The sequence below is a fragment of the Parvibaculum sp. genome (assembly GCF_049671045.1).
Taxonomy (GTDB): domain Bacteria; phylum Pseudomonadota; class Alphaproteobacteria; order Parvibaculales; family Parvibaculaceae; genus Parvibaculum.
In genome coordinates this window covers 1-22,257 of the sequence record NZ_JBATUH010000105.1, presented here as the reverse complement: position 1 = coordinate 22,257, position 22,257 = coordinate 1, and the positions used below count along the sequence as shown (strand labels likewise).

Below are 22,257 nucleotides of genomic sequence, written 5' to 3'. Positions count from 1 at the left end.
GGCAAAGGCCACTGGTTCACCGCGTCTCGGCGGCGGGTTGCTCGAATTCAGCGGGCGGCGGGGCGGGAGCGGTCTTTTCGGCGACCGCGTCGGCGGGCTTCGGCGCCTTGGGGCCGGTAAGGCTCGGCACCAGCACGCCGAGCCGGTCAAGCGCGAGTTCGCTGCCGGAGCGGGCCGCCAGCGCATACCAGCCGAGCGCGCGCGCTATATCCTTGTCGACGCCGGAGCCGCGCTCATACATCACCGCGAGATTGTATTGCGCGATCGGGTTGCCCGAGAGGGCGGCCGCATGGAACCAGAAGGCAGCCGCTTCGAGGTTCCTGGGCACGCCATCGCCGTTGAGATGCATGAAAGCCGCATTGAGTTGCGCGAGCCCGAAGCCCTTTTGTCCGGCCTCCTCATAAAACCAGAGGGCGCGCGCCGGATCGCGCTTCGTGCCGAGCCCCTTGCGGAGCAGGAGGCCGACATTGCGCATCGCCGCGAGATCGCCGTTTTGCGCAAGAGGGAGCCATATCTCGAAGGCGCGGGAATAGTCGCCGCTTTCATAGGCGGCGACACCTTCCTTGAAGCGCTCGCTTGGCGGCGGCACCGCCTCGCCGGGCTGCTGCAACGTCTGCACGGGAGCCGCTTCGGCTGTCGCCGCGCCCGAAGAGAGCGCGGCCGCCAGCGCGATCAGGCAAAGGCAGGTCAAGGCGGGCACGAACCCGGATCGAAAAAGGGTCATCCCCGCCAGGTCCGGCTTACTGGTTGCTGACGATCTGCCAGGAACCGTCAGGCTGGCGGCAGGCTGTGCCATAGGCGCGCTCGGTCTTGCCGCCGATATTCACGGTCTGCGTGTATTCGCGGCAATAGGTGCCCTGATCCTGATAGGCGCGCTGCGGAACAACCGTGCCGTAATGGCCCGAATCCGGATTGCGCCATTCCACCGTCTGGCCCGAAGGCGCGCTTTCAAGCGCATATTGTGTGCGTTCCGCCATGTACTGACGGTCGGCGCGATCGAGCGACTTGCCGATCTCGCTGCCGACCAGCGCGCCGAGAAGCACGCCCGCGCCGGTCGCCCAGAGGCGGCCCGTGCCGCTGCCGACGGCCGAACCCGCAAGGCCGCCCAGCACCGCACCGCCGACCGTGCCAACACCCTGCTTGGGGCCCATGCCTTGTTGGCACCCGACCAGCGAAAATGCGAGAACGCCGATTGCCAAAGCTTTGAACAATTTCATCTTGATCGACCCTGTTTTCAAGCCTGCGCCGGCCGCCCCTTGGAACCGGGCAGGACAAACCCCAGTTGAGCCATTATATAGGACTCGATTGTGGCGGGAAACGAAGGCGGCTGGCAACGCCTGCGATTGATACCGATTAGTCAGATTCTCCGGAGTTTTGCGTGACCGATCACCCTGAATCCAAGGAAAAGGACGAGGTCGCCCAATGGGCCGCTTCGGGCGATCCGTTTCGCCTTTTTCATGACTGGCTCGAATTGGCGAAAGCCAGCGAGTTGAACGATCCGAACGGTGTCGCGCTCGCAACCGCCGACGCCTCGGGTTTTCCCGATGTGAGAATGGTGCTGCTCAAGGGGGCGGATGAGAGGGGGTTCGTCTTCTACACGAATCTCGAAAGCGTGAAGGGCCGTGAACTTGCGGAAAATCCGCGCGCGGCGCTTTGCTTCCACTGGAAGTCGCTCAGGCGTCAGGTGCGCGTCCGCGGGCCTGTGAGCCCGGTCAGCGCGGAGGAGGCGGACGCCTATTTCGCCTCCCGCCACCGCGACAGCCAGATCGGCGCCTGGGCGTCGCGGCAGTCCCGTCCGCTCGAAACGCGGTTCGAGCTCGAGCGCGAGGTTGCGCGCTACGCCGCGAAGTTCGGTCTTGGCAAGGTGCCGCGTCCGCCGCACTGGTCCGGCTTTCGCATCGCGCCGCTGCGGATCGAGTTCTGGCGCGACCGCCCGTTCCGGCTGCACGACCGTCTCATCTATGAGCGCGACACGCCGGATGGAGAGTGGCGCACCTCGAAGCTTTTTCCGTGAGGTGTAAGGAGAGATGGAGCAGAACCAGAATGCGCGGTTGATGCGCCTTGCGACCCATGCGGCGGTCGCGACAGCCATCACGCTCATCCTGATGAAGAGCGTCGCCGTCTACATCACGGGATCGGTGGCGATGCTCGGCACGCTGTTCGATTCCCTTCTCGATGGCGCGGCCTCGCTCATCAACCTCATCGCCGTTCGCCATGCGCTGACGCCCGCCGATGACGCGCATCGCTTCGGCCATGGCAAGGCGGAGGCGCTGGCGGGGCTCGGCCAGTCGATCTTCATTTTCGCCTCCGCCGGATACATCGTGTTCGAGGCGATCTCGCGCTTCATCTATCCCATGCCGGTCGAGCATTCCCTCGCCGGTATCGTCGTGACGGTCATCGCGATCTTCATCACGCTGGCGCTCGTCGCCTTTCAGCGCCATGTCGTCGCGCGCACCCGTTCGCTCGCCATCGAGGCGGATTCGATCCATTATCGCGGTGACCTCTTCATGAATCTAGCCGTCGTCGCCGCTCTCATCCTGTCCGGATATTTCGGCATACATTGGGCCGACGCCGCCTTCGGCCTCTGCATCGCCTTGCTGATCGGCTACTCCGCGACGCAGATCGTGCTCACCGCCTATCATCAGCTCATGGATCGCGAGCTTTCCGAAACCGAGCGTGAGCGCATCAAGGCCATCGCGCTCTCCCACCCGGAAGCGATCAACATTCACGATCTCAGAACCCGCGCCTCGGGCGTGCGGACCTTCATCCAGTTTCATCTGGAACTCGACAGCGCGATCTCGCTGCTGAGCGCCCACCGGATTTCCGACGATGTCGAGGCGCGCATACTGGAAGCCTTCCCCGATGCGGAAGTCATCATCCATCAGGACCCGGCAGGTCTTGAAGAACTGACGCGGCTCCAGCGCGTCTGAAGGGGCGGGGGCAGGTTGGTCGATAGCGATGTCGAAAATCTGCTCCTCCGGCCGGCGACATACGGCCTTTCTCCGCATGCGGCCGTCGAGCGCATCGAGACGCATGCGTCGCTCGTCTTTCTAGCCGGCGACCGCGTTTACAAGCTGAAAAAACCCGTCGACTTCGGCTTTCTCGATTTCACCACGCTCGAAAAGCGCCGCATCGTCTGCGAGCGCGAAGTGGCGCTCAACCGGCGCACCGCGCCCGAAATCTATCTCGGCGTGGTGCCGGTGAGGCGCCTCGCGGCGGGTCTTGCGCTTGGCGGCGGCGATGGCGAGATCGTCGAGTGGCTCGTGGAAATGCGGCGCTTTCCGGCGGAAGGGCTTTTCGCGCGCATGGCGGATGAAGGCCGCCTCACGCGCGATGAAGTCGAGATGCTGGCGGCCGATATCGAGCGCTTTCACCGCAAGGCGGAAGTCCGGCGCGATTTCGGCGGCGCTTCCGCCTTCGCCCATATCGTCGAGGGAAACGATCTCAACCTCGCCGACAGCGCCGGGCGGGTCTTCGCATCCTCCGACCTCGATGCTCTTCGCGGGGCGAGCGATCGGGCGATCGCGCGGCTCTCGCCGCTACTCGACAGGCGCCGCGCGCAGGGCTTCGTGCGGCATTGCCATGGCGATCTTCATCTCGGCAATGTGACGCTCATCGACGGGCGGCCGGTGATCTTCGATTGCGTCGAATTCAGCGATGAGATCGCCTGCATCGATATTCTTTATGACCTCGCTTTTCTGCTGATGGATCTGCGCCTGCGCGAAAATGGCCATGCGCGCCTCGCGGGTTTCGCCAACAGGGCGCTCAACGTCTATTTCGATCATGTGGCCGAAGAGAGCATGGCGGACATGATCGACGGCCTCGCGCTGATGCCGCTCTTCGTGGCGACGCGGGCGGCCATTCGCGCCAAGGTGACGGCCGTGGTCGCGGATACGGAGGAAAAGCGCGCCCATGCGCGCGCCTATCTCGACTTCGCGCGCGTGGCGCTCAGCGACATGCCGCCCCGCGTGGTTGCGGTGGGAGGGCTTTCCGGCACCGGCAAATCGACGCTCGCAAAGGTGCTCGCGCCGCATTTCGGCCTCATCGGCGCCGTTCATCTGCGCTCCGACGTGATCCGCAAGCGGCTCTTCAATGTCTCGCCGCTCGACCGCCTGCCGCCGGAGGCTTATGCGCCCGATGTCGGCGCGCGCGTCTATGACGAGATGATGACGCTCGGCGCGCGGGCGCTTGCCGCCGGGTTCCCGGTCGTGTTCGATGCGGTATTCGCCCGCGAGGAGGAGCGCGTGCAGGCGGAGCGCATAGCCGCCGGGGCGGGAGCGGCCTTCGAGGGCCTGTGGCTCGATGCGCCGGCGAATGTGCTCGAGGCGCGGGTCGCCGCGCGGGCGGCAGGGGCGCGCGACCCTTCCGATGCCGATGTTGCCGTGCTGCGCCGCCAGCTCGGCTACGATCTCGGCCACATGCGCTGGCGGGCGCTCGATGCAAGGCGCGGGGTCGAGGACATGCTCTCCGAGGCGCTCCATGGCGGCAAAGGGCCGCGAGACGCGGGGTAGCCCCCTCGCTGGCGCGGCGCGGGCGCATCGTCTAGATTGCTTGCCATGAACACGATCCCCAATGAAGAACGCAAAACCCTGATCCTCACCGGCGCGAGCCGGGGCATTGGGCACGCCACGGTCAAGCGCTTCTCGAGCGCGGGCTGGCGTGTCATCACATGCTCACGCCATCCCTTCCCCGAGGACTGCCCCTGGGAGATGGGGCCGGAAGACCATATTCAGGTCGATCTTGCCGATCCGCAGAACACGGAAGAGGCGATCGCCGTCATGCGCGAGCGGCTGAAGGCGCAGGGAAGCAGGCTCAATGCCCTCGTCAACAATGCGGCCATCTCGCCGAAGGGGCCGGGCGGCGCGCGCCTCAACGTCTTCGATACGAGCACGGATGTCTGGCAGCAGGTTTTCCAGGTCAATTTCTTCGCGCCGGTCATGCTCGCGCGCGGCCTCGTCGAGGAGCTGATGAAGGCACAGGGCTCTGTCGTAAACGTGACCTCGATTGCGGGCGTGCGCGTCCATCCCTTCGCGGGTTCGGCCTATGCGACCTCGAAGGCGGCGCTCGCCGCGCTGACGCGCGAAATGGCGTCGGATTTCGGCCGCCTCGGCATTCGCGTCAATGCGATCGCACCGGGTGAAATCGACACCGCCATTCTCTCGCCCGGAACGGAAAAGATCGTTGCCGAAATCCCGATGCGCCGCCTCGGTACGCCCGAGGAAGTGGCGAGGACGATCTATTTTCTGTGTACGGATCAGTCGAGCTATGTGAACGGCGCCGAAATCCACATCAATGGTGGCCAGCACGTCTAGCGCAGTGACGGGCTCCGGCCTGCCGCCCGCGCATCAGGCGAGGAAGATCACCGCGCTCTGGCTGTCGCGCATCATGGCGTTCTCGCCGACGGTGAAGACCGAGACGATGGTGCCGGTCGCGCCCTCGAAGGCGCCCGTGCCGCCCTCGATCCTGCGGACGACATGGCCATATTGCAGCGACGGGTCGGCGCTTTCGCCGATCGTGCCTTCGCCGTCGCTCGCATAGGCGAGCGTGCCGCCGCCGAAGACGATCTCGCCATGCTCGGTGAAGCGCCCGAATTCATCGGGCTCCACGGTGGCCTCCAGAACCGCCGCGGGCGCGCCGGTCGAGAGCACGGGATCGAGGCCGGGGCCGAAGCTTGCCCGCGTCTCCACGCGCATGCGCGTTCCCATCTCGTCTTCCGGCGACACCTTTCCTTCAAACAGGAGCTGGTAACGGATTTCCTTCATGTCTTCCGGTCGCGCCCGGCTCAGGCCGTGCGCAGACCCTCCCTGGCGATCCAGCCTTCCGTATCATCGAGCGCCCGCTCTATGCGGTCGAAGATATCGTCGATATCCGCTTCGCTGACGATGAGCGGCGGGCAGAAGGCGATGATGTCGCCGCCAAGCGCCCGGACGATGAGACCGTGCTTCTCGGCCGCCTTCTGCACGGCGGCGCCGACGCCGATCTTGGCGTCGAAGCTGCGCTTGTCCGTCTTGTCGGCGACGAGTTCGATGGCGCCGAGAAGGCCGCGGGCGCGTGTATGGCCGACGAGCGGATGCTGGCCGAGCTTCGCGATCCGCTGCTCGAAGCGCGGCGCGACGCCGCGCACATGGCCGACGATGTTGCGCTTCTCATAAATCTCGAGCGTCTTGACCGCGACCGCCGCGGCCACCGGATGGGCCGTGTAGGTGAAGCCGTGCCCGAAGGTGCCGATCTTTTTGCTCTCGTCGAGCATGGCCTGGTACATCTCCTCGCCGACCGTGATGGCCGCGATGGGGACATAGGCCGAGGAAAGCGCCTTGGCGACGGAGATGCTGTCGGGCTTCATGCCGAATGTCTGGCTGCCGAACATGTTGCCCGTGCGCGCGAAGCCGCAGATGACCTCGTCCGCGATGAAATAGATGCCGTATTTGTCGAGCACGGCCTGGATCTTCTGGAAGTAGCCTTCCGGCGGAATGATGACGCCGCCCGCGCCCATGACGGGCTCGGCGATGAAGGCGGCAACCGTTTCGGGGTCTTCCTCGATGATCAGCTTTTCGAGATTTGCGGCCAGCCGCGTCGTGAACTCGTCCTCCGTCTCGCCCGGCTCGGCATAGCGGTAGTAATGCGGGCAATCGGTGTGGCGCGCGAAGGAAAGCGGCAGGTCGAAATCGCGATGGTTGGGCAGAAGGCCGGTGAGGCTCGCCGACGCGATGGTGACGCCGTGATAGGCGCGCTGGCGCGAGATGATCTTCTTGCGCTTCGTGCGGCCCAGCGCGTTGTTGTAGTACCAGACGAGCTTGATCTGCTGATCGTTCGCTTCCGAGCCCGAGCCGCAGAAAAGCACTTTGGAAGCCTTGTGGGGCGCGATGGCCTTGAGCTTTTCGGCAAGCTCGGCCGCGCGCTCGTGGCTCTTGCCGCCGAAAACATGCGTGAACGGAATCTGGCGAAGCTGCTCGTTCGCCGCCTCGATCAGTTCCGGCTCGTTATAGCCGAGCGAGGTGCACCAGAGGCCCGCGAGCCCTTCGATATATTTGCGGCCGTCCGCGTCCCAGACATGAATGCCCTCGCCACGCTCGATGATCATCGGACCCGTCGCGCGGAAGGCATCGAGATTGGTGTAGGGGTGGATCACCGTCTCGACGTCGCGTACGGCGGCGTTGCTCAGCTTCGTCATGGGACGCTCCTCGAAGGCTGCGACGCGCGCCCCTGCTGATGCGTAGCCGGATTTTCGGCAGGGGGCGCTCAAAAACTGGAACCGGGACATGAGGCCGGCGGCGCTGCGTGCTGCCGGACCCCCGTGTCCCCACTCGGAAGGCGCGTAATATGAGAGGGTCCCGGCGGACTGTCAAAGGCGCGCTGGAACATGCCTCAAAAGCCAGGCGGCGCGCGGAAGCCCCCGAGAATGTTTTCGACCATGCCCGCCACGGCAATCGTCGTGCGGTCGCCGAGATGGGGGCCGATGATCTGAAGCCCCACGGGGAGGCCGTCGCGTGTCACGCCGACAGGCACGATGGTCGCCGGCAGATGCGCGACGATGGCGGGGCCCGCCCAGATCAGCACGTCGAAATATTCGCGCTCGACGCCGTTCACGGTCAGGCGGCGCTCATGCCAGTTCGAGCGGTGGTCGTGAGGGAAGGCGGGCCGCATCAGCGTCGGCGCGAGCACGACATCGAAATCGCGGAAGAATGCCGCCCATTTCGCGCGGAGCTGCGCCTGATGCTCCTGCCAGACGAGGCGGTCGGCATAGCTGATCGTCGCGCCGCGCGCCTGAATGGCGAGGTGGCTCTTGCTGTCGGCGGGCTCGGCGGCGGCCTGCTCGGCGAGGCGCGCCTTGACCTTGGCTGGAAAACGCGACGCCGTGATCGAATGAAGAAGCGTCAGATAGACTTCCGTCGACCAGCCGAGCGTGAAATCGGGCCGCGCGCCGCGGTCGATATGCGCGCCCGCCTCCTCAAGCGCCCGCGCCGCCTCGTTGAGGAGCGATACCGATTCCGCGTCGATGTCGCAGAAGGGATCCTCGATCCAGACGGCGGCGCGCAGTTCGCGCGGGTTCCTGGCGCGGGGCGCGGGCAGATCGAGCCGCCAGCCAGAAGCCGCCATTTCATCGGGGCCCGCGATCACCGAAAGCAGGAGGTCGAGATCCTCGGCGCTGCGGCCGAGCGGGCCCGCGACGGTGAGATCGCCTTCGGCGAGCGCGCCGGGCGGCGGCGGAATGTGCCCCCGCTTCGGGACGATGCCGAAAGTCGTCTTGTGGCCGAAGACGCCGCAGAAATGCGCGGGTGTGCGGATCGATCCGCCGATGTCGCTGCCGAGTTCGAGGCCGGTGAGGCCGGAAGCGAGCGCCGCCGCCGAGCCGCCCGACGAGCCGCCGGGGCCGCAGGCCAGGTTCCAGGGATTGTTCGTGGTGCCATAGACGTCGTTATAGGTCTGGAGATCGCCGGAAAGGAAAGGCACGTTCGTCTTGCCGAAGATGACGGCGCCCGCCCGCTCGATCCGCTCCACAGCCGTGGCGCTGCGCCGGGGCACATGATTGGCATAGTCGGGCGTGCCGCCCGCGGTGGTGAGCCCCTTGACCTCGAACGCGTCCTTGATGGTCATGGGCAGGCCGTGAAGCGGGCCGCGGATTTCGCCGCGGGCCAGCGCCTCGTCGGCCTCCGCCGCGCGCTGGCGGGCGGTATCGAAGTCGCGCGCGACGATGGCGTTGACCTTCGGGTTGTGCAGCTCGACGCGGGCGATGAAGTGCTCCAGAAGCTCGCGCGAGCTGATCTCCCGGCGCTGGATCATGCGTGTGAGTTCGGCTGCGGGCTTGAAATGAAGGTCTGCTTTTCCGGCCATTGTCAGGCTCCCTGTTTGCTCCCCGGCGCAAGATTAGCGGATGCGGGGCGCGCATTGAGAGGGAAATCTCGCCCTCTGCCGTGCCGCCCCCCGGGGGCCGAGATTGTCGGGCCGCGCGCGAGCCTCTAGACTGGCGGAAAACAGGCAGGGCGCCCAAGCGGGAGGGGCCTGCCGGCAACCTTAAGGGATGGAAGAGGCGACGATGAAGGGTTTGATGCAGGATTGGCCGCTGCGCGTGTCGAGCATTCTCGATCATGCGGCCCGCTTTCATGGGGAGCGCGAGATCGTGTCGCGCTCGGTCGAGGGGCCGATCGTCCGGACGACCTATGCGGAAATGAATGTCCGCGCCCGCAAGGTGGCGCAGGCCTTGCGCCGCCTCGGCGTGAAGGAGGGCGAGGTCGTCGCCACCCTCGCCTGGAACACCGGCCGCCACATGGAAGCCTGGTACGGCATCATGGGGCTCGGCGCCGTCTGCCACACGCTCAATCCGCGCCTCTTCGCCGAGCAGCTCGTCTACATCATCAACCACGCCGAGGATAAGTACATCTTCGTCGATCTGACCTTCGTTCCGATCGTCGAGGCGATCGAGGCGCAGTGCCCGAATGTGAAGGGCTACATCATCATGACCGATGCGGCCCACATGCCGCAGACGAAGCTCAGGAACGCGCTCTGCTACGAGACGCTTGTCGATGCCGAGGATGGCGATTTCCAGTGGGTCGAGGTCGACGAGAACGCCGCTTGCGGCCTTTGCTACACCTCCGGCACGACGGGCAATCCCAAGGGCGTGCTCTATTCGCACCGCTCCAACGTGCTGCACGCCATGATCGGCGCAACCGCCGATGCGATGGGCCTCAAATCGGTCGATTGTGTGCTGCCGGTGGTGCCGATGTTCCATGCGAATGCCTGGGGCATCGCCTTCTCGGCGCCCATGGTCGGCGCCAAGATCGTCATGCCGGGCCAGAAGATGGATGGCGACAGCATCTGCGAATTGCTGACGACGGAAGAGGTGACCTTCACCGCCGCCGTGCCGACCGTGTGGCTCATGCTGCTGCAATATCTCGAAAAGACCGGCAAGACGCTCGATCATCTCAAGCGCGTCGTCATCGGCGGTTCGGCCGCGCCGCGTTCGATGATCGACATTTTCGAGAGCAAATATGGCGTCGAGGTTCGCCACGCCTGGGGCATGACGGAAATGTCGCCGCTCGGCACGCTCGGCAGCTTCAAGGCCGGCATGGAAGAGCTGTCGCATGAGGAAAAGCTCGACATCAAGGTGAAGCAGGGACGCCCGCCCTATGGCGTCGAGATGAAGATCACCGATGACGAGGGCGTGGAACTTCCCTGGGACGGCAAGGCTTTCGGGCATCTGCTCGTGCGCGGCCCCTCCATCGCGAAATCCTATCTGAAGGGTGAGGGCGGCAATATCCTCGACGATGACGGCTGGTTCGACACCGGCGACGTCGCCACCGTCGATCAGCGCGGCTTCATGCAGATCACCGACCGCGCCAAGGACGTCATCAAGTCGGGCGGCGAGTGGATTTCCTCCATCGAACTTGAAAATCTCGCTGTCGGCCATCCAAAAGTCGCGGAAGCCGCCGTCATCGGCGTCGCGCATCCGAAATGGGACGAGCGGCCGCTTCTCATCATCGTGCTGAAGGAAGGCGAGACGGCGACCAGGGAAGAGATCCTGCACTATATGGATGGCAAGATCGCCAAATGGTGGATGCCGGACGATGTCGCCTTCATCGACGAGATCCCGCATACGGCAACCGGCAAGATCCAGAAGCTCGCGCTGCGCGACAAGTTCAAGGACTACAAGCTGCCGACAGCGAACGCGGCGGAGTAACCGTCCACGGAGCAAGGAAAAGGGGAGAAGACGATGGCCGAACGATCGCGTCTAGCCGCCTGGGGATTGCGCCTCGCCGTACTGGCATTGGTGGTATTGGTTCTCGCGGCAATCGCGAACCGTTTCGGCTTCATCGGCTACACGCTTCCGATACGTGGGCTGGCGCTCGCGGCGCTCATCGGCGCGGTCGCGGTGCTCGTCTCTCTCGCCGGGCTTGTCGTCACCCTGGGTGGCAGCAGGGCCGGGGCGGGCGCCGCGCTTCTCGGCATCCTCATCGGGGCCGTCGCGGCGCTCCCCGTTGCGATGGCGGCGTCGCAGGGGCGCAGCGTTCCCCGCATTCACGACATCACGACCGATCTGGCCAATCCGCCGCAATTCGATGCGGTCGTCATCCTGCGCGAGGATGCACCGAACTCGCTCGACCGTTCGTCTCCGCCCGATCTCGCCGAGCTGCAACGCAAGGCCTATCCCGATCTCGAGACGTTCATCGTTCGCGAGCAGCCGGGCAAGGTCTATGAAGCCGCGCTTGAAACCGCGAAGGAAATGGGATGGCGGATCGATGCCGCCTCGCCTGAGAAGGGGCTCATCGAGGCCACGGCGACGACGCGGCTCATGGGCTTCAGGGACGATGTGGCGATCCGGGTGAGTGAAAGGGATGGCGCGGCCGCGGTGGACCTGCGCTCGGTCTCGCGCGTCGGCATCAGTGATCTCGGCGCCAATGCGGCGCGCATCCGCGCCTATCTCGCGGCGCTGAAGACGAAGCTCGCGACGCCCGCCCCCTGAGGTCCTGTCAGGGCAGCCTGTATTCCGCGCCGAGCGTCACTTCGCCATCGGTCACGACGCGGCCCTGCGCGACGAGCCGCGTCATATGCGCGAAGACGGAACGCGCCGCGGCGGGATGAAGCCGCTTGTCGACCGCCGCATACATGACGGGCACCATCTCCGCGATGCGGTGATGTCCCGCCTTCAGCTGCTCGATGATCTGCTGCTCGCGTTCCTCGCGATGGGCGATGAAGGCGCGCACGAGCCGCTTGGGGTCGTGAATGGCGGGGCCATGCGTCGGCCAGTAGACCTCGTCGTCCCGCGTCAGCAGCAGCGCGAGAGAATCCATATAGGCGGACATGTCTCCATCGGGCGGGCTCACGATGCTGGTCGACCAGCCCATGACATGATCGCCGGAGAAGAGCGCCTTCTCTTCCTTCAGCGCGAAGCAGATATGGTTCGAGGTGTGGCCCGGCGTGTGCACGCATTCGATGGTCCAGCCATCGCCCTCGATGATGTCGCCATGGCGGATCTCGACATCGGGCACGAAGTCCATGTCGCCATCTTCCTCGCCCGAGCCCGCGCCATGAGGCCCGTAGCCATAGGTTCTGGCGCCTGTGAGCGCCTTCAGGGGCGCAGCCGCGGGTGAATGGTCGGTATGCGTGTGGGTGATGAGGATATGCGTCACCGTCTCGCCCTCGAGCGCGCGCATCAACGCCTCGACATGCGCATCGTTGAGCGGACCGGGATCGATCACCGCCACGCGCCCATGGCCGATGATATAGGTGCCCGTGCCCTTGTAGGTGAAGGCCGAGGGGTTCTCCGCGACGACGCGGCGGATCAGCGGCGAGACCTCGACGCTGTCGCCATAGTTGAACTCGATGTCGCGGACATAGGGTATTTCGACGGACATATGCGCTTCCTCATCGGCGCGGCATTCGCGGCCGCCCGGAGCATGGCGCGGCGGCGGCGCGGATTCAACCTTTCTCAGTCGGCGGCCGCATGCAGGGCTTCTTCCTCGGCCGCGTCGCTCGGTATTTTCGGCTGCCGCATCAGGAAGAGTAGCGGAATGGCGATGAGGGTGAGGTACATCATCAGCTTGAAGTCGTCGATATAGGCGATGGCGGCCGCTTGCCGCGTCACCTCGCTGTCGAGAGCCGCAAGCCCCATGGGCGTCGTGAGATTGAGCATTGGCGGCATCGCTTCCGGCCGGTAGAGCGGATTGGTTGCGGTCACATGCTCGGCGAGCGTCGCATGGTTCACCTGCGTCAGCCGCGAGATCAGCGTCTGCGAGGCGGAGATGCCGACGCTCGAGCCGACGTTCCGCAGCAGGCTGTAGAAACTCGTGCCCTCGGTCCTGAGATGGGGCGCGAGCGTGGCGAAGGACACGGTCGTCAGCGGCGCGAAGATGAAGCCGAGCCCGAAGCCCTGCACCAGACCCGTCGAGACGATGAGGCTCGTGCTGACGTCGAGATTGAATTTCGCCATCTCCCAGAGAGAGAAGGAGGCGAGCGCGAGCCCGAAGCCGATGATCGCGCGCATGTCGACGATGTTGATGATGCGGCCTGCGATGACCATGGCGATCATTGTGCCGAGGCCGCGCGGCGCGAGCACAAGACCCGTGGTGACGACGGGAAAGCCCATGAGCGATTCGAGATAGGGCGGCATCAGCGCCATCGTCGCATAGAGAACGAAGCCGACGATGAACATGATGATGAGGCCGACAATGAGATTGCGGTCCTTGAAGAGTTCAAGATCGATGAAGGGACGCGCCGTCGTCGCCGAATGCGCCACGAACAGATAGAGCGTGAAGCACATGACGACGGCATAGACGATGATCTCGGTGGAGGAGAACCAGTCGACGAGGTTGCCGCGATCGAGCATGAGCTGCGCCGAGCCGATGCAGAGGCTGAGAAATGCGAAGCCCATCCAGTCGAATTTGCGCAGCTTGTCGAGATGCGACTCCGTCATGCCGATCAGCACGCCCGCAAGCGCGATGATGCCGAAAGGCACGTTGATGTAGAAGACCCAGCGCCAGCTATAGCTGTCCGTCAGCCAGCCGCCGAGGGCGGGCCCGGCGATGGGGCCCACCATGACGCCGACGCCCCACAGCGCCATCATCTTTCCGCGCTGCTCCATCGTGTACATGTCGAGCAAGATCGCCTGGGAGAGCGGCACGAAGGCGGCGCCGAACGCGCCCTGCGCCAGGCGGAAGATGACGATCTGGTCGAGCGTCATGGCCGCGCCGCATAGCATGGAGGTGACGGTGAAGCCGACGACGGAGATCGCCAGCAGTGTCTTGCGGCCGAAGCGGATGGCGAGAAAGCCTGTCGCCGGCGTCGCGATGGCGGCGGCGATGATATAGGAGGTGAGCACCCAGGCGATCTGGTCCTGCGTCGCGGCCATGGTGCCCTGCATGTGCGGCAGCGCCACATTGGCGATCGTCGAGTCGAGCGTCTGCATCACCGTGGCGAGCATGATCGCGCCGGTGACGATGGCCCTCCTGAGTGTCGGCGTCATGGGATCAGTTCCGCGCTTCGTCGGGAACGGCAGCGCTCGAATGTGTGTCGATTTCGACCTCGACGCTCATGCCCGCGCGAATGACGGGATCTTCCGGGTGGCGGTCGATGGCGACGCGCACGGGAATGCGCTGCACGACCTTCACCCAGTTGCCTGTCGCGTTCTGCGCCGGGAGGATCGAGAATTCCGCGCCCGTCGCCTGCGAGATGCTGGCGACATGGCCGGCCCAGTCATGGTTCGGATAGGTGTCGATATGGATCGTCGCCGTCTGGCCGGGATGGACGTTGGTGAGATCGGTCTCCTTGAAATTGGCCTCGACCCAGACCTGCTGGTTGGAAACGAGACTCACCACGGGCACGCCGGGCGAAACATTGTCACCGACCTGCGGCTGACGTCCGGCCACGCCGTCGAAAGGCGCGCGGACGGTGGCGCGCTCGAGATTGAGAGCCGCATTGTCGCGCTGCGCCTTGGCGGAGCGGTAGGACGCGTGCTGCTCGACCGGCGCGTCGGGCTTGCCGTCGAGCTGCGCGGAAATCTGCTCGAGGCTCTGGCGCATCACGGAGAGGAGTTGCACGGAGGTATCGAAATTGTGGCGCGCGGTGTCGAGATTGGCCTGGCTTGCGAAGCTGCGCTTGGCGAGTGCGGCCTGCCGCTTATATTCGCGGTCGTAATAGTCGATGCTCGAACGGCCGAGGCCGATCTGGGCGATCGTCATCTCGTATTTCGCCTTTAGCGCGCGGATGCTGCTCTCCGCCGCGGAGAGCTGCGCGTCGGCTTCCGCGAGCGCGAGTTCGTAGGGCGCGGGGTCGATCTGGAACATCGGATCGCCGACTTTCACGGACTGGTTCTGCTTGACGAAGACGGCGACGATGCGGCCGCCCACATCCGGGCTCACCGACACCATGTCCGCCTTCACATAGGCGTTGTCGGTGCTCACATAGCGCCCGCTTGTCATATAGACATAGAAGAGTGCGACAAGGGCGATGGCGGGAACGCCGATGAGAAGAATGGGCCTCAGGGAAGCGCGGTCGCCGAGGAAGCGCCTGGCCGCGCTCGAGACGGGGGCGAATGAGACTGACATTGAGGGACTCCAGCTTTCGGGATTCTATTTCGTCGCTGCGGCGCGCGAGGCGCAGCCAGGCAGCAGTGTCGTCAGATTTCCGCGCATGCGTGCCATCATGTCGGCGAGCAATTCGCACTCTTCAGGTGAAAAGCCCGCGAGGACGACGCTGTAGGTTTCCTCGGCAATGTCCCAGATACGCTCGAGCAGCGGCGTCGCCTGCTCGGTGAGAAACAGTCTGAGCGCGCGCCTGTCATTAGGATCGGGCCTGCGTTCGACGAGGCCGGCGGCGACGAGCTTGTCGATGAGGCGCGCGACGGTGATTGGTTGGACTTCGAGCAGGTCCGCGAGGCTGACCTGATTGAGCCCCTCGTTCCGCGACAGATGCACGAGAGCGCGCCATTGCGCCTGAGTAAGGCCGAGCGGCGTCACGCGCTCGTTGAAGATACGCCGGAGCATGCGGGACGAGTCGGCCAGCAAGAAGCCGATGCCATGGCCGGGGTCGGAGCGAGAGGGCATGGATTTAAGAAGCATGGCTATTAAAGTGGTCTGCTGTTAATAAGCAGGGCTTATTATATGACCGCAAAAAAACCTCCCGCAAGGGGGAGGCGGCGTTTCTCGGAGCGGGGAGCGGGCGCGAATGGCTGTCGCGCCCGCAAGTATGCGCTGAGGCCCCTCAGTAGGAGAGGGCGAAGTTCAGCAGCAAGGCGAGGCCGTAAATCCCGAGCACCGTCCGCGTGGCCGCCAGCAAAGTCTCGGCAGGGCTGATGCCGCTTTTCGCATTTGCGAGGGTTTTGTGGATGTGCAGGAGCCCGCTTGCCATGCTGGCATGGAAGGGCCCGGCCTTGGTGACATTCCGGGGAGAGAACTGGGGAGCGGTACGCATGGCGCGCATCCTTTGATATCAGCAGGTTGGCATAAGCCCTGCCGGCCGCATCCTCCCCGGATGCTTAGGCGCCTCTTGGGGGCACCCTTGTCCTTGATTGGCGCCAGAATACGCTGCACTGCACAAAATGACAAGGTGTCAGGAAGAAAAATTGTGCATTGCGGCGTAATTCGGCCGCCTGCCCGGCGAAGCGTCAGATGCGCCGGCTCTGGCCCTCCCAGAAGGGCTCGCGCAGCTTGCGCTTGAAGATCTTGCCCGAGTCCTCGCGCGGCAGTTCGCTGCGGAATTCGACGTGCTTCGGCACCTTGTATCCGGCGATGCGCTCGCGCAGGAAGGCGCGGACGGCATCGGCGCCGAAATCGGCGCCGGGCTGGCGCTGCACGATGGCGCAGATGGATTCGCCGAATTCCTCGTCGGGAATGCCGAAAACGGCGCAGTCGGCCACGCCCGGCATCTTGTGGAGTTCGGCTTCGATTTCGGCCGGGTAGATGTTGACGCCGCCCGATATGACCATGTCCTTCGCGCGGTCGCAGAGATAGAGATACCCGTCCTCGTCGAGATAGCCGATATCGCCCGCCGAGATGAGGCCGCGTTTTTCGGTGCGGCGGCGCTTCTCGTCATCGCCGTGATAGGTGAAGTCGGCAATGTCGGACTGCCGTGCGACAACCTCGCCGGTGGCGCCCTTGGCGACCTCGTTGCCGTTCTCGTCGAGCACCATCACGCGCGCATTGGGAAGCGCCTTGCCGACGGTGCCGGGATGCCTGAGCCATTCCTCCGAGGTGCAGAAGACGACGGCGCCCGTTTCCGTCGCGCCGTAATATTCGTTGATGACCGGCCCCCACCATTCGATCATCGCCTGCTTGACATGGACGGGGCAGGGCGCCGCAGCATGGACGACGAAGCGGAGCGACGAGAGATCGTATTTGCGCTTCACCGCCTCGGGAAGTTTCAGCAGACGGACGAACATGGTCGGCACCATGTGGAGATGCGTGACGCGATGGCGCTCTATGAGCGCGAGCAGCTCCTCAGGGTCGAAGCGCGGCTGAAGAATGATGCTGGCGCCGAGCTTGAGGCCGATAAGCCCATAGGCATTGGGCGCGGAGTGATACATGGGGCCGGTGATGACGGTGACGATCCCGCCGGCGGGGGTGAACTTCTCATTGAACCCCATGACGGTGGCGATGCCGCGCTGCTGCGCCGCTATTTGTTCCGGGGTCGGCTGGTTGCGGCGCACGCCCTTCGGTTGCCCGGTCGTGCCGGAGGTGTAGATCATGGAGCCCGGCGCTTCGTCCGGTCCTTGCGCCCTCGGCGCAAAGCCGGAAAGCCAGGCATCCCAGACAGGAAGCCCCTGGGGAAGCCGCGCCGCATCAGCATTTATTCTGTATCCGGACATTATTTCGGGTGGCGTCTCGACCACGAAGACCGGTACATGCGCCGGAATGGCGCTGGCGATCGGGTGATAGAGGTCGGCATGGATGACGATCGCCTTCGCGCCGGAATTCTCGAAGATATAGGCCGCTTCGTCCGGCGAGTTGTGCCAGTTGACCGGCGTCGAATAGGCGCCGACAAGCCCGGCCGCGACAGAGGCCTCGAAGAAGGCGAAGTCGTTGCGCAGATAGACGGCGACGACATCGCCCGGCCCGATGCCGAGGCTGGCAAAGCCCGCTGCCGCGCGCGCCGCGCGTTCGAACAGAGATGACGCATCGGTGACGCGCGCGCCGGATCGCAGATAGGCACCCATATCGAATTCCTCCCCTTGTCCCCCCACAGACCGAAAAGTCTATCAGGAGCGGAGGCGGAGAAAAGGGCGGCCTTGCGGTCCTGGCGCCTAGCTGTAGCGCGCCTCGCGCGCCGGGCCTTTTTGCCCGGCCTTCACCTCCGCCACGGCGGCGGCGAGGTCCGCGAGATAGGTGTCGGCGACCTGAAGATGGAAGGGCGAGAGCATGAGATGGAGCCCCTTGGGCTCGGTGGTCAGGCTCGTGAACCAGCCGCGCTCGAAGAGCTTGCCCCAGACGGCCATGCAGTCGATCTCGTCATGGGTGAAGGCGAGGAGGCCGAGTTGTGGGCGGCCGATGATGCGGAAGCCGAGCGCCCTGACGCCCGCCTCGATCTTCTCCCGAGCATCGGTGACCTGGCGATGCTTGGCGCGATAGCCCTCGACGCCGAGGAAATTCATCACCGCCCATGCGGCCGCAATGGCTCCGCCGGGCCGCGTGCCGGCGAGCGTCGGCGTGATCATGCGCCCGCCCGGCCATTCGTTGCAGTCGAAGATCATATGGGCGCGCAGCGCCTCCGTGCGGAAGAGGACGGTGGAAGCGCCCTTGGCGCAATAACCGTATTTATGCAGATCGGCCGACATGGAGGAGACGCCCTCGACCTCGAAGTCGAAAGGCGGAATGTCGCCGCCATTCATCCGCACGAAAGGCGCAATATATCCGCCGACACAGGCGTCCACATGGAGCCAGAGGCCGCGCGCCCGCGCGAGTTCGCCGAGCCTTTCGATCGGATCGATGAGGCCGTAGGGAAAGCAGGGTGCCGAGCCGACGATCATCAACGTCTGCGCGTCCGCGGCCTTTCCCATCGCCTCGACATCGGAGAGCCAGTCGCTGCCAACGGCCACGCGCCGCACTTCGATTTCCATGACCTTCGCCGCCTTGTCGAAAGCGGGATGAGCGGAGCGGGGAAGCACGATGTTGAGCGTGCCCTTGATCGCCTTTTCCTTGCGCGCGAAATCCCGCGCGGCCTTCATCGCCATGGTGATCGAGTCGGTGCCGCCCGATGTGATGTTTCCCGCCGCGCCTTCCGGCGCATGAAGAAGCGAGAGCCCCATGGAGACGACCTCGTCTTCCATTTTCTTGAGGCTGGGAAAGGCGAGCGGGCCAAGGCCGTTCTCCGACATGAAGAGCGTATAGGCTTCCTTCTGCACACGTTCGACATCGGGTCCGGCATTGAAGACATAGACGGCGGTTTTGCCGTCGCGCCATTTGACGTCGCCCTGTCCCCGCGCCTGCATCTCGCGCTTCAGCGTTTCCCAGTCGGTTCCTTTTTCCGGCATCGACATGTTCGTGTCTTTCGTCGTTCGGCGGAGGATCACCCTCGCGCGGAGGATTTGCGCATAACCGGAAGAGAGTGTGTCCTCTCCGATTGTCAGGTCAAGCGCGGCGTCGTCGCGTGTCCAGAAATGCTTTGACCGTGCCGCAAGATGCGACGCAGACTGCCCGCGGACGAGGAGAACGAACGGTCCGCGTCGTTCAGGGAGGAAAACATGAATTACGAAGATCTCATTTACGAAGTGCAGGACCGTGTCGCCGTCCTCACGCTGAACCGGCCCGAAAAACTCAACGCCTGGACCGGCGCGATGGAGAAGAGCCTCAAGCGCGCGATCGCCTCGGCCGTCGATGACGACGAGGTGCGCGCCATCGTCGTGACCGGCGCGGGGCGCGGCTTTTGCGCTGGCGCCGATATGGGCATCCTGCAGGGCATCAAGGCCGATCAGCCGCAGGAGCGCGAATTCGCGAAGGCGGCGCGCGAGGAGAGCTTCAATTTCGCGGGCGGCCTCGGCCCCGAAGTCGGCGTGCATTATGGCGGCCGCTTCGGCTATCTCATGCAGGTGAAGAAGCCCGTCATAGCCGCGATCAACGGCCCGGCGGCGGGTCTCGGCCTCGTCTTCGCGCTCTATGCCGACATGCGTTTTGCGGGCTCCGATGCGAAGTTCACCACCGCCTTTGCAAGCCGCGGCCTCATTGCCGAGCACGGAATTTCATGGCTCCTGCCGCGCCTCGTCGGCCCGGCGCATGCGCTCGATCTCCTGCTTTCCGCGCGCAAGGTGACGGCGGCGGAGGCCGAACGCATCGGCCTCGTCAACAAGGTCTTCGATCAGGCGAACTTCATGGGTTCGGTGATGGATTATGCGCGCATGCTGGCCGCAACCGTGAGCCCGCGCTCCATGGCGGTCATGAAAGCGCAGGTCTGGAAGGCGCTCTTTCAGGATTTCAACGAGGCGCTCGCGGTCGGCGACAGCGAGATGCAGAAGAGTTTCGCCACGGAGGATTTCCGCGAAGGCGTCGCGCATTTCGTCGAGAAGCGCGCGGCGAAGTTCACGGGCCGCTGAACCGGCGCCCGAAGGGGCTTCCCTCTCCGCGGGGCGGGGAGGGAAGCGGCCTTCCGGATCGTCAGTCAACGTCAGAAGCTGATCGCGATGCCGGCGAGCGCCTCGATGCCCGGTGCCTCGAAGCCGTCGGCGGGCTCATATCTCTTGTTGAAAAGATTCTTGATCTTCGCCGTGATCTCGATGCTCTCCGTGATCTGCCGCGATGCCGCGAGATTGAAGACGGCATGGCTCCCCGGCTTGAAGATCGCGCCCGTGTCCCGCTTGATGTCGAGATAGGGGACCACATACTGCATCTCGGCGGAGAGGCTCGTCAGCGCATCCGGCCGCCAGACCGTCGAGACATTCGCCTGGTGGCGCGGCCGCCGGGTGAGCGAGCTGTTGATGACATCCGCATCGACCACGGTGAATGTGTAGTCGAGCCGCAGGCTCAGCGCGTTCGTCAGTTCGGCCTGCGCGTAGGATTCAAGCCCGTGCGTTTTGAATGACGGCTCGTTGCGCGTCGTCGAATCGAAGCTCGGCAGGAAATATGTCGAGATGGCATCGCTGATCTTGCTTGAAAACCATGTCGCGCCGAGCCGGAGCCTGCTGTCGAAAAGCCCCTGATCGACGCCTGCTTCCCAGCCGCGGCTGCGCTCGGGCTTGAGATCGGGATTGCCGAAAAAGGCCGAGCCGAAATTGTTGGGCGTGTAGCCATAGCGCTGGAAGAGCGAGGGAACCTTGAAGGCGGTGCCATAGCTCACCGTGAGCCGCGTATCCGTTTCGGGATGGTAGTAGCCCGGCGCGATGGTGAAAGTCGCCGCATTCTCGAAGTCCGCCGGGCTGTCGAAGCGTCCGCTTGCGGTCGCAAACCAGCGTTCGCCCCAGGTCGCATGGTCGGAGATGTAGAAGGCGGTTGCCGTCTCGCTCTTGCTTGAATCGGGCGTCTGCACGAAGCCGCCGAAATCGGTGCTCCCGTTGACGCTGAATTCGTCGCGTGTGAACTGGCCGCCGAAGGAAAGCGAATTCCAGTCGGCAAGATCGAGCGTGTTGTCGAGCTTCGCGGTGATCCTGTTGCCGCGATTGTTGGTGTCGTCCATCGTCACCGAATAGATGTCGGGGCGATCCGTATCCTTGCGGTTTGTCTGCGCGAAGGCGAAGGAGAGTTTCGGCCGCCATGCTCCATCGAGAAAGCGTCCCGAAACCTCGCCGTTGAAATAGAATTCGTGCGTCGTCGCCTCATTGTAGAGATTTTCCGGAAGCTCGGTGTCGAGCGCGGTGCGCGCATCGACGATCTGGGCGAAGGCGGAGGCGGTGAGATAGTCGTTGAGCACGGTGTCGAGCCTGAGCGAGCCCGTCACATTCTCGTAAGGGTCCTTCTCCTTTGCCGCGCCGAAGCGATAGCGCGCGGGCGTCACGTCGTTGCCGTCGCTGGCCTGACGCGACAGCGAAACGAAATAATCCGTCTTGCCGAGGCTGCCGCCCGAAGTAAGGCTCGTATTGAGCGTGCCGAGCGTGCCTGCCTCGACGCGTAGCGTGCTTTTCGGCGCGCCGTGGCCGCGCTTGGTGATGATGTTGATGACCGCGCCCATCGCCTGGCTGCCATAAAGCGCGCTTTGCGGTCCGCGCACGACCTCGATGCGCTCGACATTGTCGAGCGTCAGATCGGCGAAGTTGAAGGCGCCTGTGGGGGCCGAGGGATCGGTGACGTTCTGCCCGTTGATGAGAACGAGCGTCTGGTTCGAGTTGGAACCGCGGCTGAAGACGGAAGTGACCTTTCCTTCGCCACCCTGCTGCACGAGATGGATGCCGGGCACGCCGCTTAGCGCTTCCGTGATCGAGCGGTACTGATGCGCCTTGATCTCCGCTGCGGTGATGATCGTGTAGGAGCTTGCGACTTCCTTGGTCGGCAAGGGCTCGGGACTTGCCGTGACAATCATGTCGGGCGCGATGGCCGCGGTATCGGCGCTGGCGGGTGTGGTGGCAAAGGCCGCAAGGCCGAGCGGAGTGGCGAGCGCCGCTGCGAGTGCGCGGCGTGTCTTGTTGCTGGAGATGTTCACAGGAACCCCCTCATGTCGTTCGCGGCCAACCCCGGCCGCCAGGACCGGCAGCGGAGATGCGAGCGAGGCGAGAGGATCGCGGGACAGACGCGGCAGGCGGACGCGGACGAAACCTGTCGCGTCATCATGCGGTCTTGCCGCCCGGCTGGCACACCCCGGCCACCGGCAGATGACGCGCTTGACGGCAGGTCTCCTGGCTCGCGGGTC

The 22,257-nt window shown here is 64.6% G+C and carries 20 protein-coding genes; 7 read left to right on the top strand and 13 right to left on the bottom strand.

Features of this window, described 5'->3' with window-relative positions; genetic code table 11:
- Positions 1-16: 16 nt before the first annotated feature.
- The gene (locus tag WBG82_RS11980; RefSeq protein ID WP_424424754.1) at positions 17-724 is read right to left on the bottom strand and encodes a tetratricopeptide repeat protein; all 708 of its coding nucleotides are present in this window, start codon (positions 722-724) and stop codon (positions 17-19) included.
- Between the two features lie 16 nt (positions 725-740).
- Positions 741-1,151, bottom strand: coding sequence for an RT0821/Lpp0805 family surface protein (locus tag WBG82_RS11975; protein WP_324297038.1), 411 nt, complete (start codon positions 1,149-1,151; stop codon positions 741-743).
- Between the two features lie 227 nt (positions 1,152-1,378).
- On the opposite strand from WBG82_RS11975, the gene pdxH reads away from it, so the two are divergent.
- Genes pdxH through WBG82_RS11955 form a run of 4 tightly spaced genes read left to right on the top strand, consistent with a single transcriptional unit; the run spans position 1,379 to position 5,312 of the window.
- Positions 1,379-2,014, top strand: coding sequence for a pyridoxamine 5'-phosphate oxidase (gene pdxH, locus WBG82_RS11970; RefSeq protein WP_424424753.1), 636 nt, complete (start codon positions 1,379-1,381; stop codon positions 2,012-2,014).
- A gap of 13 nt (positions 2,015-2,027) precedes the next feature.
- Positions 2,028-2,930 (top strand): cation diffusion facilitator family transporter, encoded by a 903-nt coding sequence (locus tag WBG82_RS11965; protein WP_424424752.1) that lies wholly within the window; start codon positions 2,028-2,030, stop codon positions 2,928-2,930.
- Positions 2,931-2,945: 15 nt separating this feature from the next.
- Positions 2,946-4,511 carry an AAA family ATPase gene (locus WBG82_RS11960; protein ID WP_424424751.1) on the top strand — a complete coding sequence of 522 codons (1,566 nt, stop codon included), beginning with the start codon at positions 2,946-2,948 and terminating at the stop codon, positions 4,509-4,511.
- A 45-nt stretch (positions 4,512-4,556) separates the two neighbouring features.
- Complete coding sequence (locus tag WBG82_RS11955; protein WP_424424750.1) at positions 4,557-5,312, top strand: SDR family NAD(P)-dependent oxidoreductase; 756 nt, start codon at positions 4,557-4,559, stop codon at positions 5,310-5,312.
- 33 nt (positions 5,313-5,345) lie between these two features.
- Here WBG82_RS11955 and WBG82_RS11950 read toward each other — a convergent pair whose 3' ends face one another.
- From WBG82_RS11950 to WBG82_RS11940, 3 genes are all read right to left on the bottom strand, one after another.
- Positions 5,346-5,762, bottom strand: coding sequence for a hypothetical protein (locus WBG82_RS11950; RefSeq protein WP_424424749.1), 417 nt, complete (start codon positions 5,760-5,762; stop codon positions 5,346-5,348).
- A gap of 20 nt (positions 5,763-5,782) precedes the next feature.
- Entirely contained in the window at positions 5,783-7,171 is a 1,389-nt protein-coding gene (locus tag WBG82_RS11945; protein ID WP_424424748.1) for an aminotransferase, read from the bottom strand.
- A 194-nt stretch (positions 7,172-7,365) separates the two neighbouring features.
- On the bottom strand, positions 7,366-8,832 hold the full coding sequence (locus tag WBG82_RS11940; protein ID WP_424424747.1) for an amidase: 1,467 nt from the start codon (positions 8,830-8,832) through the stop codon (positions 7,366-7,368).
- A gap of 202 nt (positions 8,833-9,034) precedes the next feature.
- Between WBG82_RS11940 and WBG82_RS11935 the strand changes: the two genes are divergently transcribed.
- Together WBG82_RS11935 and WBG82_RS11930 are read left to right on the top strand one after the other, a co-directional pair.
- Positions 9,035-10,675 carry a 3-(methylthio)propionyl-CoA ligase gene (locus WBG82_RS11935; RefSeq protein WP_424424746.1) on the top strand — a complete coding sequence of 547 codons (1,641 nt, stop codon included), beginning with the start codon at positions 9,035-9,037 and terminating at the stop codon, positions 10,673-10,675.
- Positions 10,676-10,708: 33 nt separating this feature from the next.
- A complete protein-coding gene (locus WBG82_RS11930) occupies positions 10,709-11,458 on the top strand; it encodes a DUF1499 domain-containing protein (protein ID WP_424424745.1) in 750 nt (249 codons plus the stop codon).
- 7 nt (positions 11,459-11,465) lie between these two features.
- Here WBG82_RS11930 and WBG82_RS11925 read toward each other — a convergent pair whose 3' ends face one another.
- From WBG82_RS11925 to WBG82_RS11895, 7 genes are all read right to left on the bottom strand, one after another.
- Positions 11,466-12,350 carry an MBL fold metallo-hydrolase gene (locus WBG82_RS11925; RefSeq protein WP_424424744.1) on the bottom strand — a complete coding sequence of 295 codons (885 nt, stop codon included), beginning with the start codon at positions 12,348-12,350 and terminating at the stop codon, positions 11,466-11,468.
- Positions 12,351-12,424: 74 nt separating this feature from the next.
- Entirely contained in the window at positions 12,425-13,957 is a 1,533-nt protein-coding gene (locus tag WBG82_RS11920) for a DHA2 family efflux MFS transporter permease subunit (protein WP_424424743.1), read from the bottom strand.
- A gap of 4 nt (positions 13,958-13,961) precedes the next feature.
- On the bottom strand, positions 13,962-15,038 hold the full coding sequence (locus tag WBG82_RS11915; protein ID WP_424424742.1) for an HlyD family secretion protein: 1,077 nt from the start codon (positions 15,036-15,038) through the stop codon (positions 13,962-13,964).
- 24 nt (positions 15,039-15,062) lie between these two features.
- Positions 15,063-15,551, bottom strand: coding sequence for a MarR family winged helix-turn-helix transcriptional regulator (locus WBG82_RS11910; protein ID WP_424424741.1), 489 nt, complete (start codon positions 15,549-15,551; stop codon positions 15,063-15,065).
- Between the two features lie 142 nt (positions 15,552-15,693).
- Positions 15,694-15,903 (bottom strand): hypothetical protein, encoded by a 210-nt coding sequence (locus WBG82_RS11905; protein ID WP_424424740.1) that lies wholly within the window; start codon positions 15,901-15,903, stop codon positions 15,694-15,696.
- A 193-nt stretch (positions 15,904-16,096) separates the two neighbouring features.
- The gene (locus WBG82_RS11900; protein WP_424424739.1) at positions 16,097-17,644 is read right to left on the bottom strand and encodes an acyl-CoA synthetase; all 1,548 of its coding nucleotides are present in this window, start codon (positions 17,642-17,644) and stop codon (positions 16,097-16,099) included.
- 87 nt (positions 17,645-17,731) lie between these two features.
- Positions 17,732-18,964, bottom strand: coding sequence for a pyridoxal phosphate-dependent decarboxylase family protein (locus WBG82_RS11895; protein ID WP_424424738.1), 1,233 nt, complete (start codon positions 18,962-18,964; stop codon positions 17,732-17,734).
- 204 nt (positions 18,965-19,168) lie between these two features.
- On the opposite strand from WBG82_RS11895, the gene WBG82_RS11890 reads away from it, so the two are divergent.
- Positions 19,169-20,014 (top strand): enoyl-CoA hydratase, encoded by an 846-nt coding sequence (locus WBG82_RS11890; RefSeq protein ID WP_424424737.1) that lies wholly within the window; start codon positions 19,169-19,171, stop codon positions 20,012-20,014.
- A 71-nt stretch (positions 20,015-20,085) separates the two neighbouring features.
- Here WBG82_RS11890 and WBG82_RS11885 read toward each other — a convergent pair whose 3' ends face one another.
- Positions 20,086-22,050: a TonB-dependent receptor plug domain-containing protein gene (locus WBG82_RS11885; RefSeq protein WP_424424736.1), complete on the bottom strand. Its 1,965-nt coding sequence runs from the start codon at positions 22,048-22,050 to the stop codon at positions 20,086-20,088.
- Positions 22,051-22,257 lie beyond the last annotated feature (207 nt).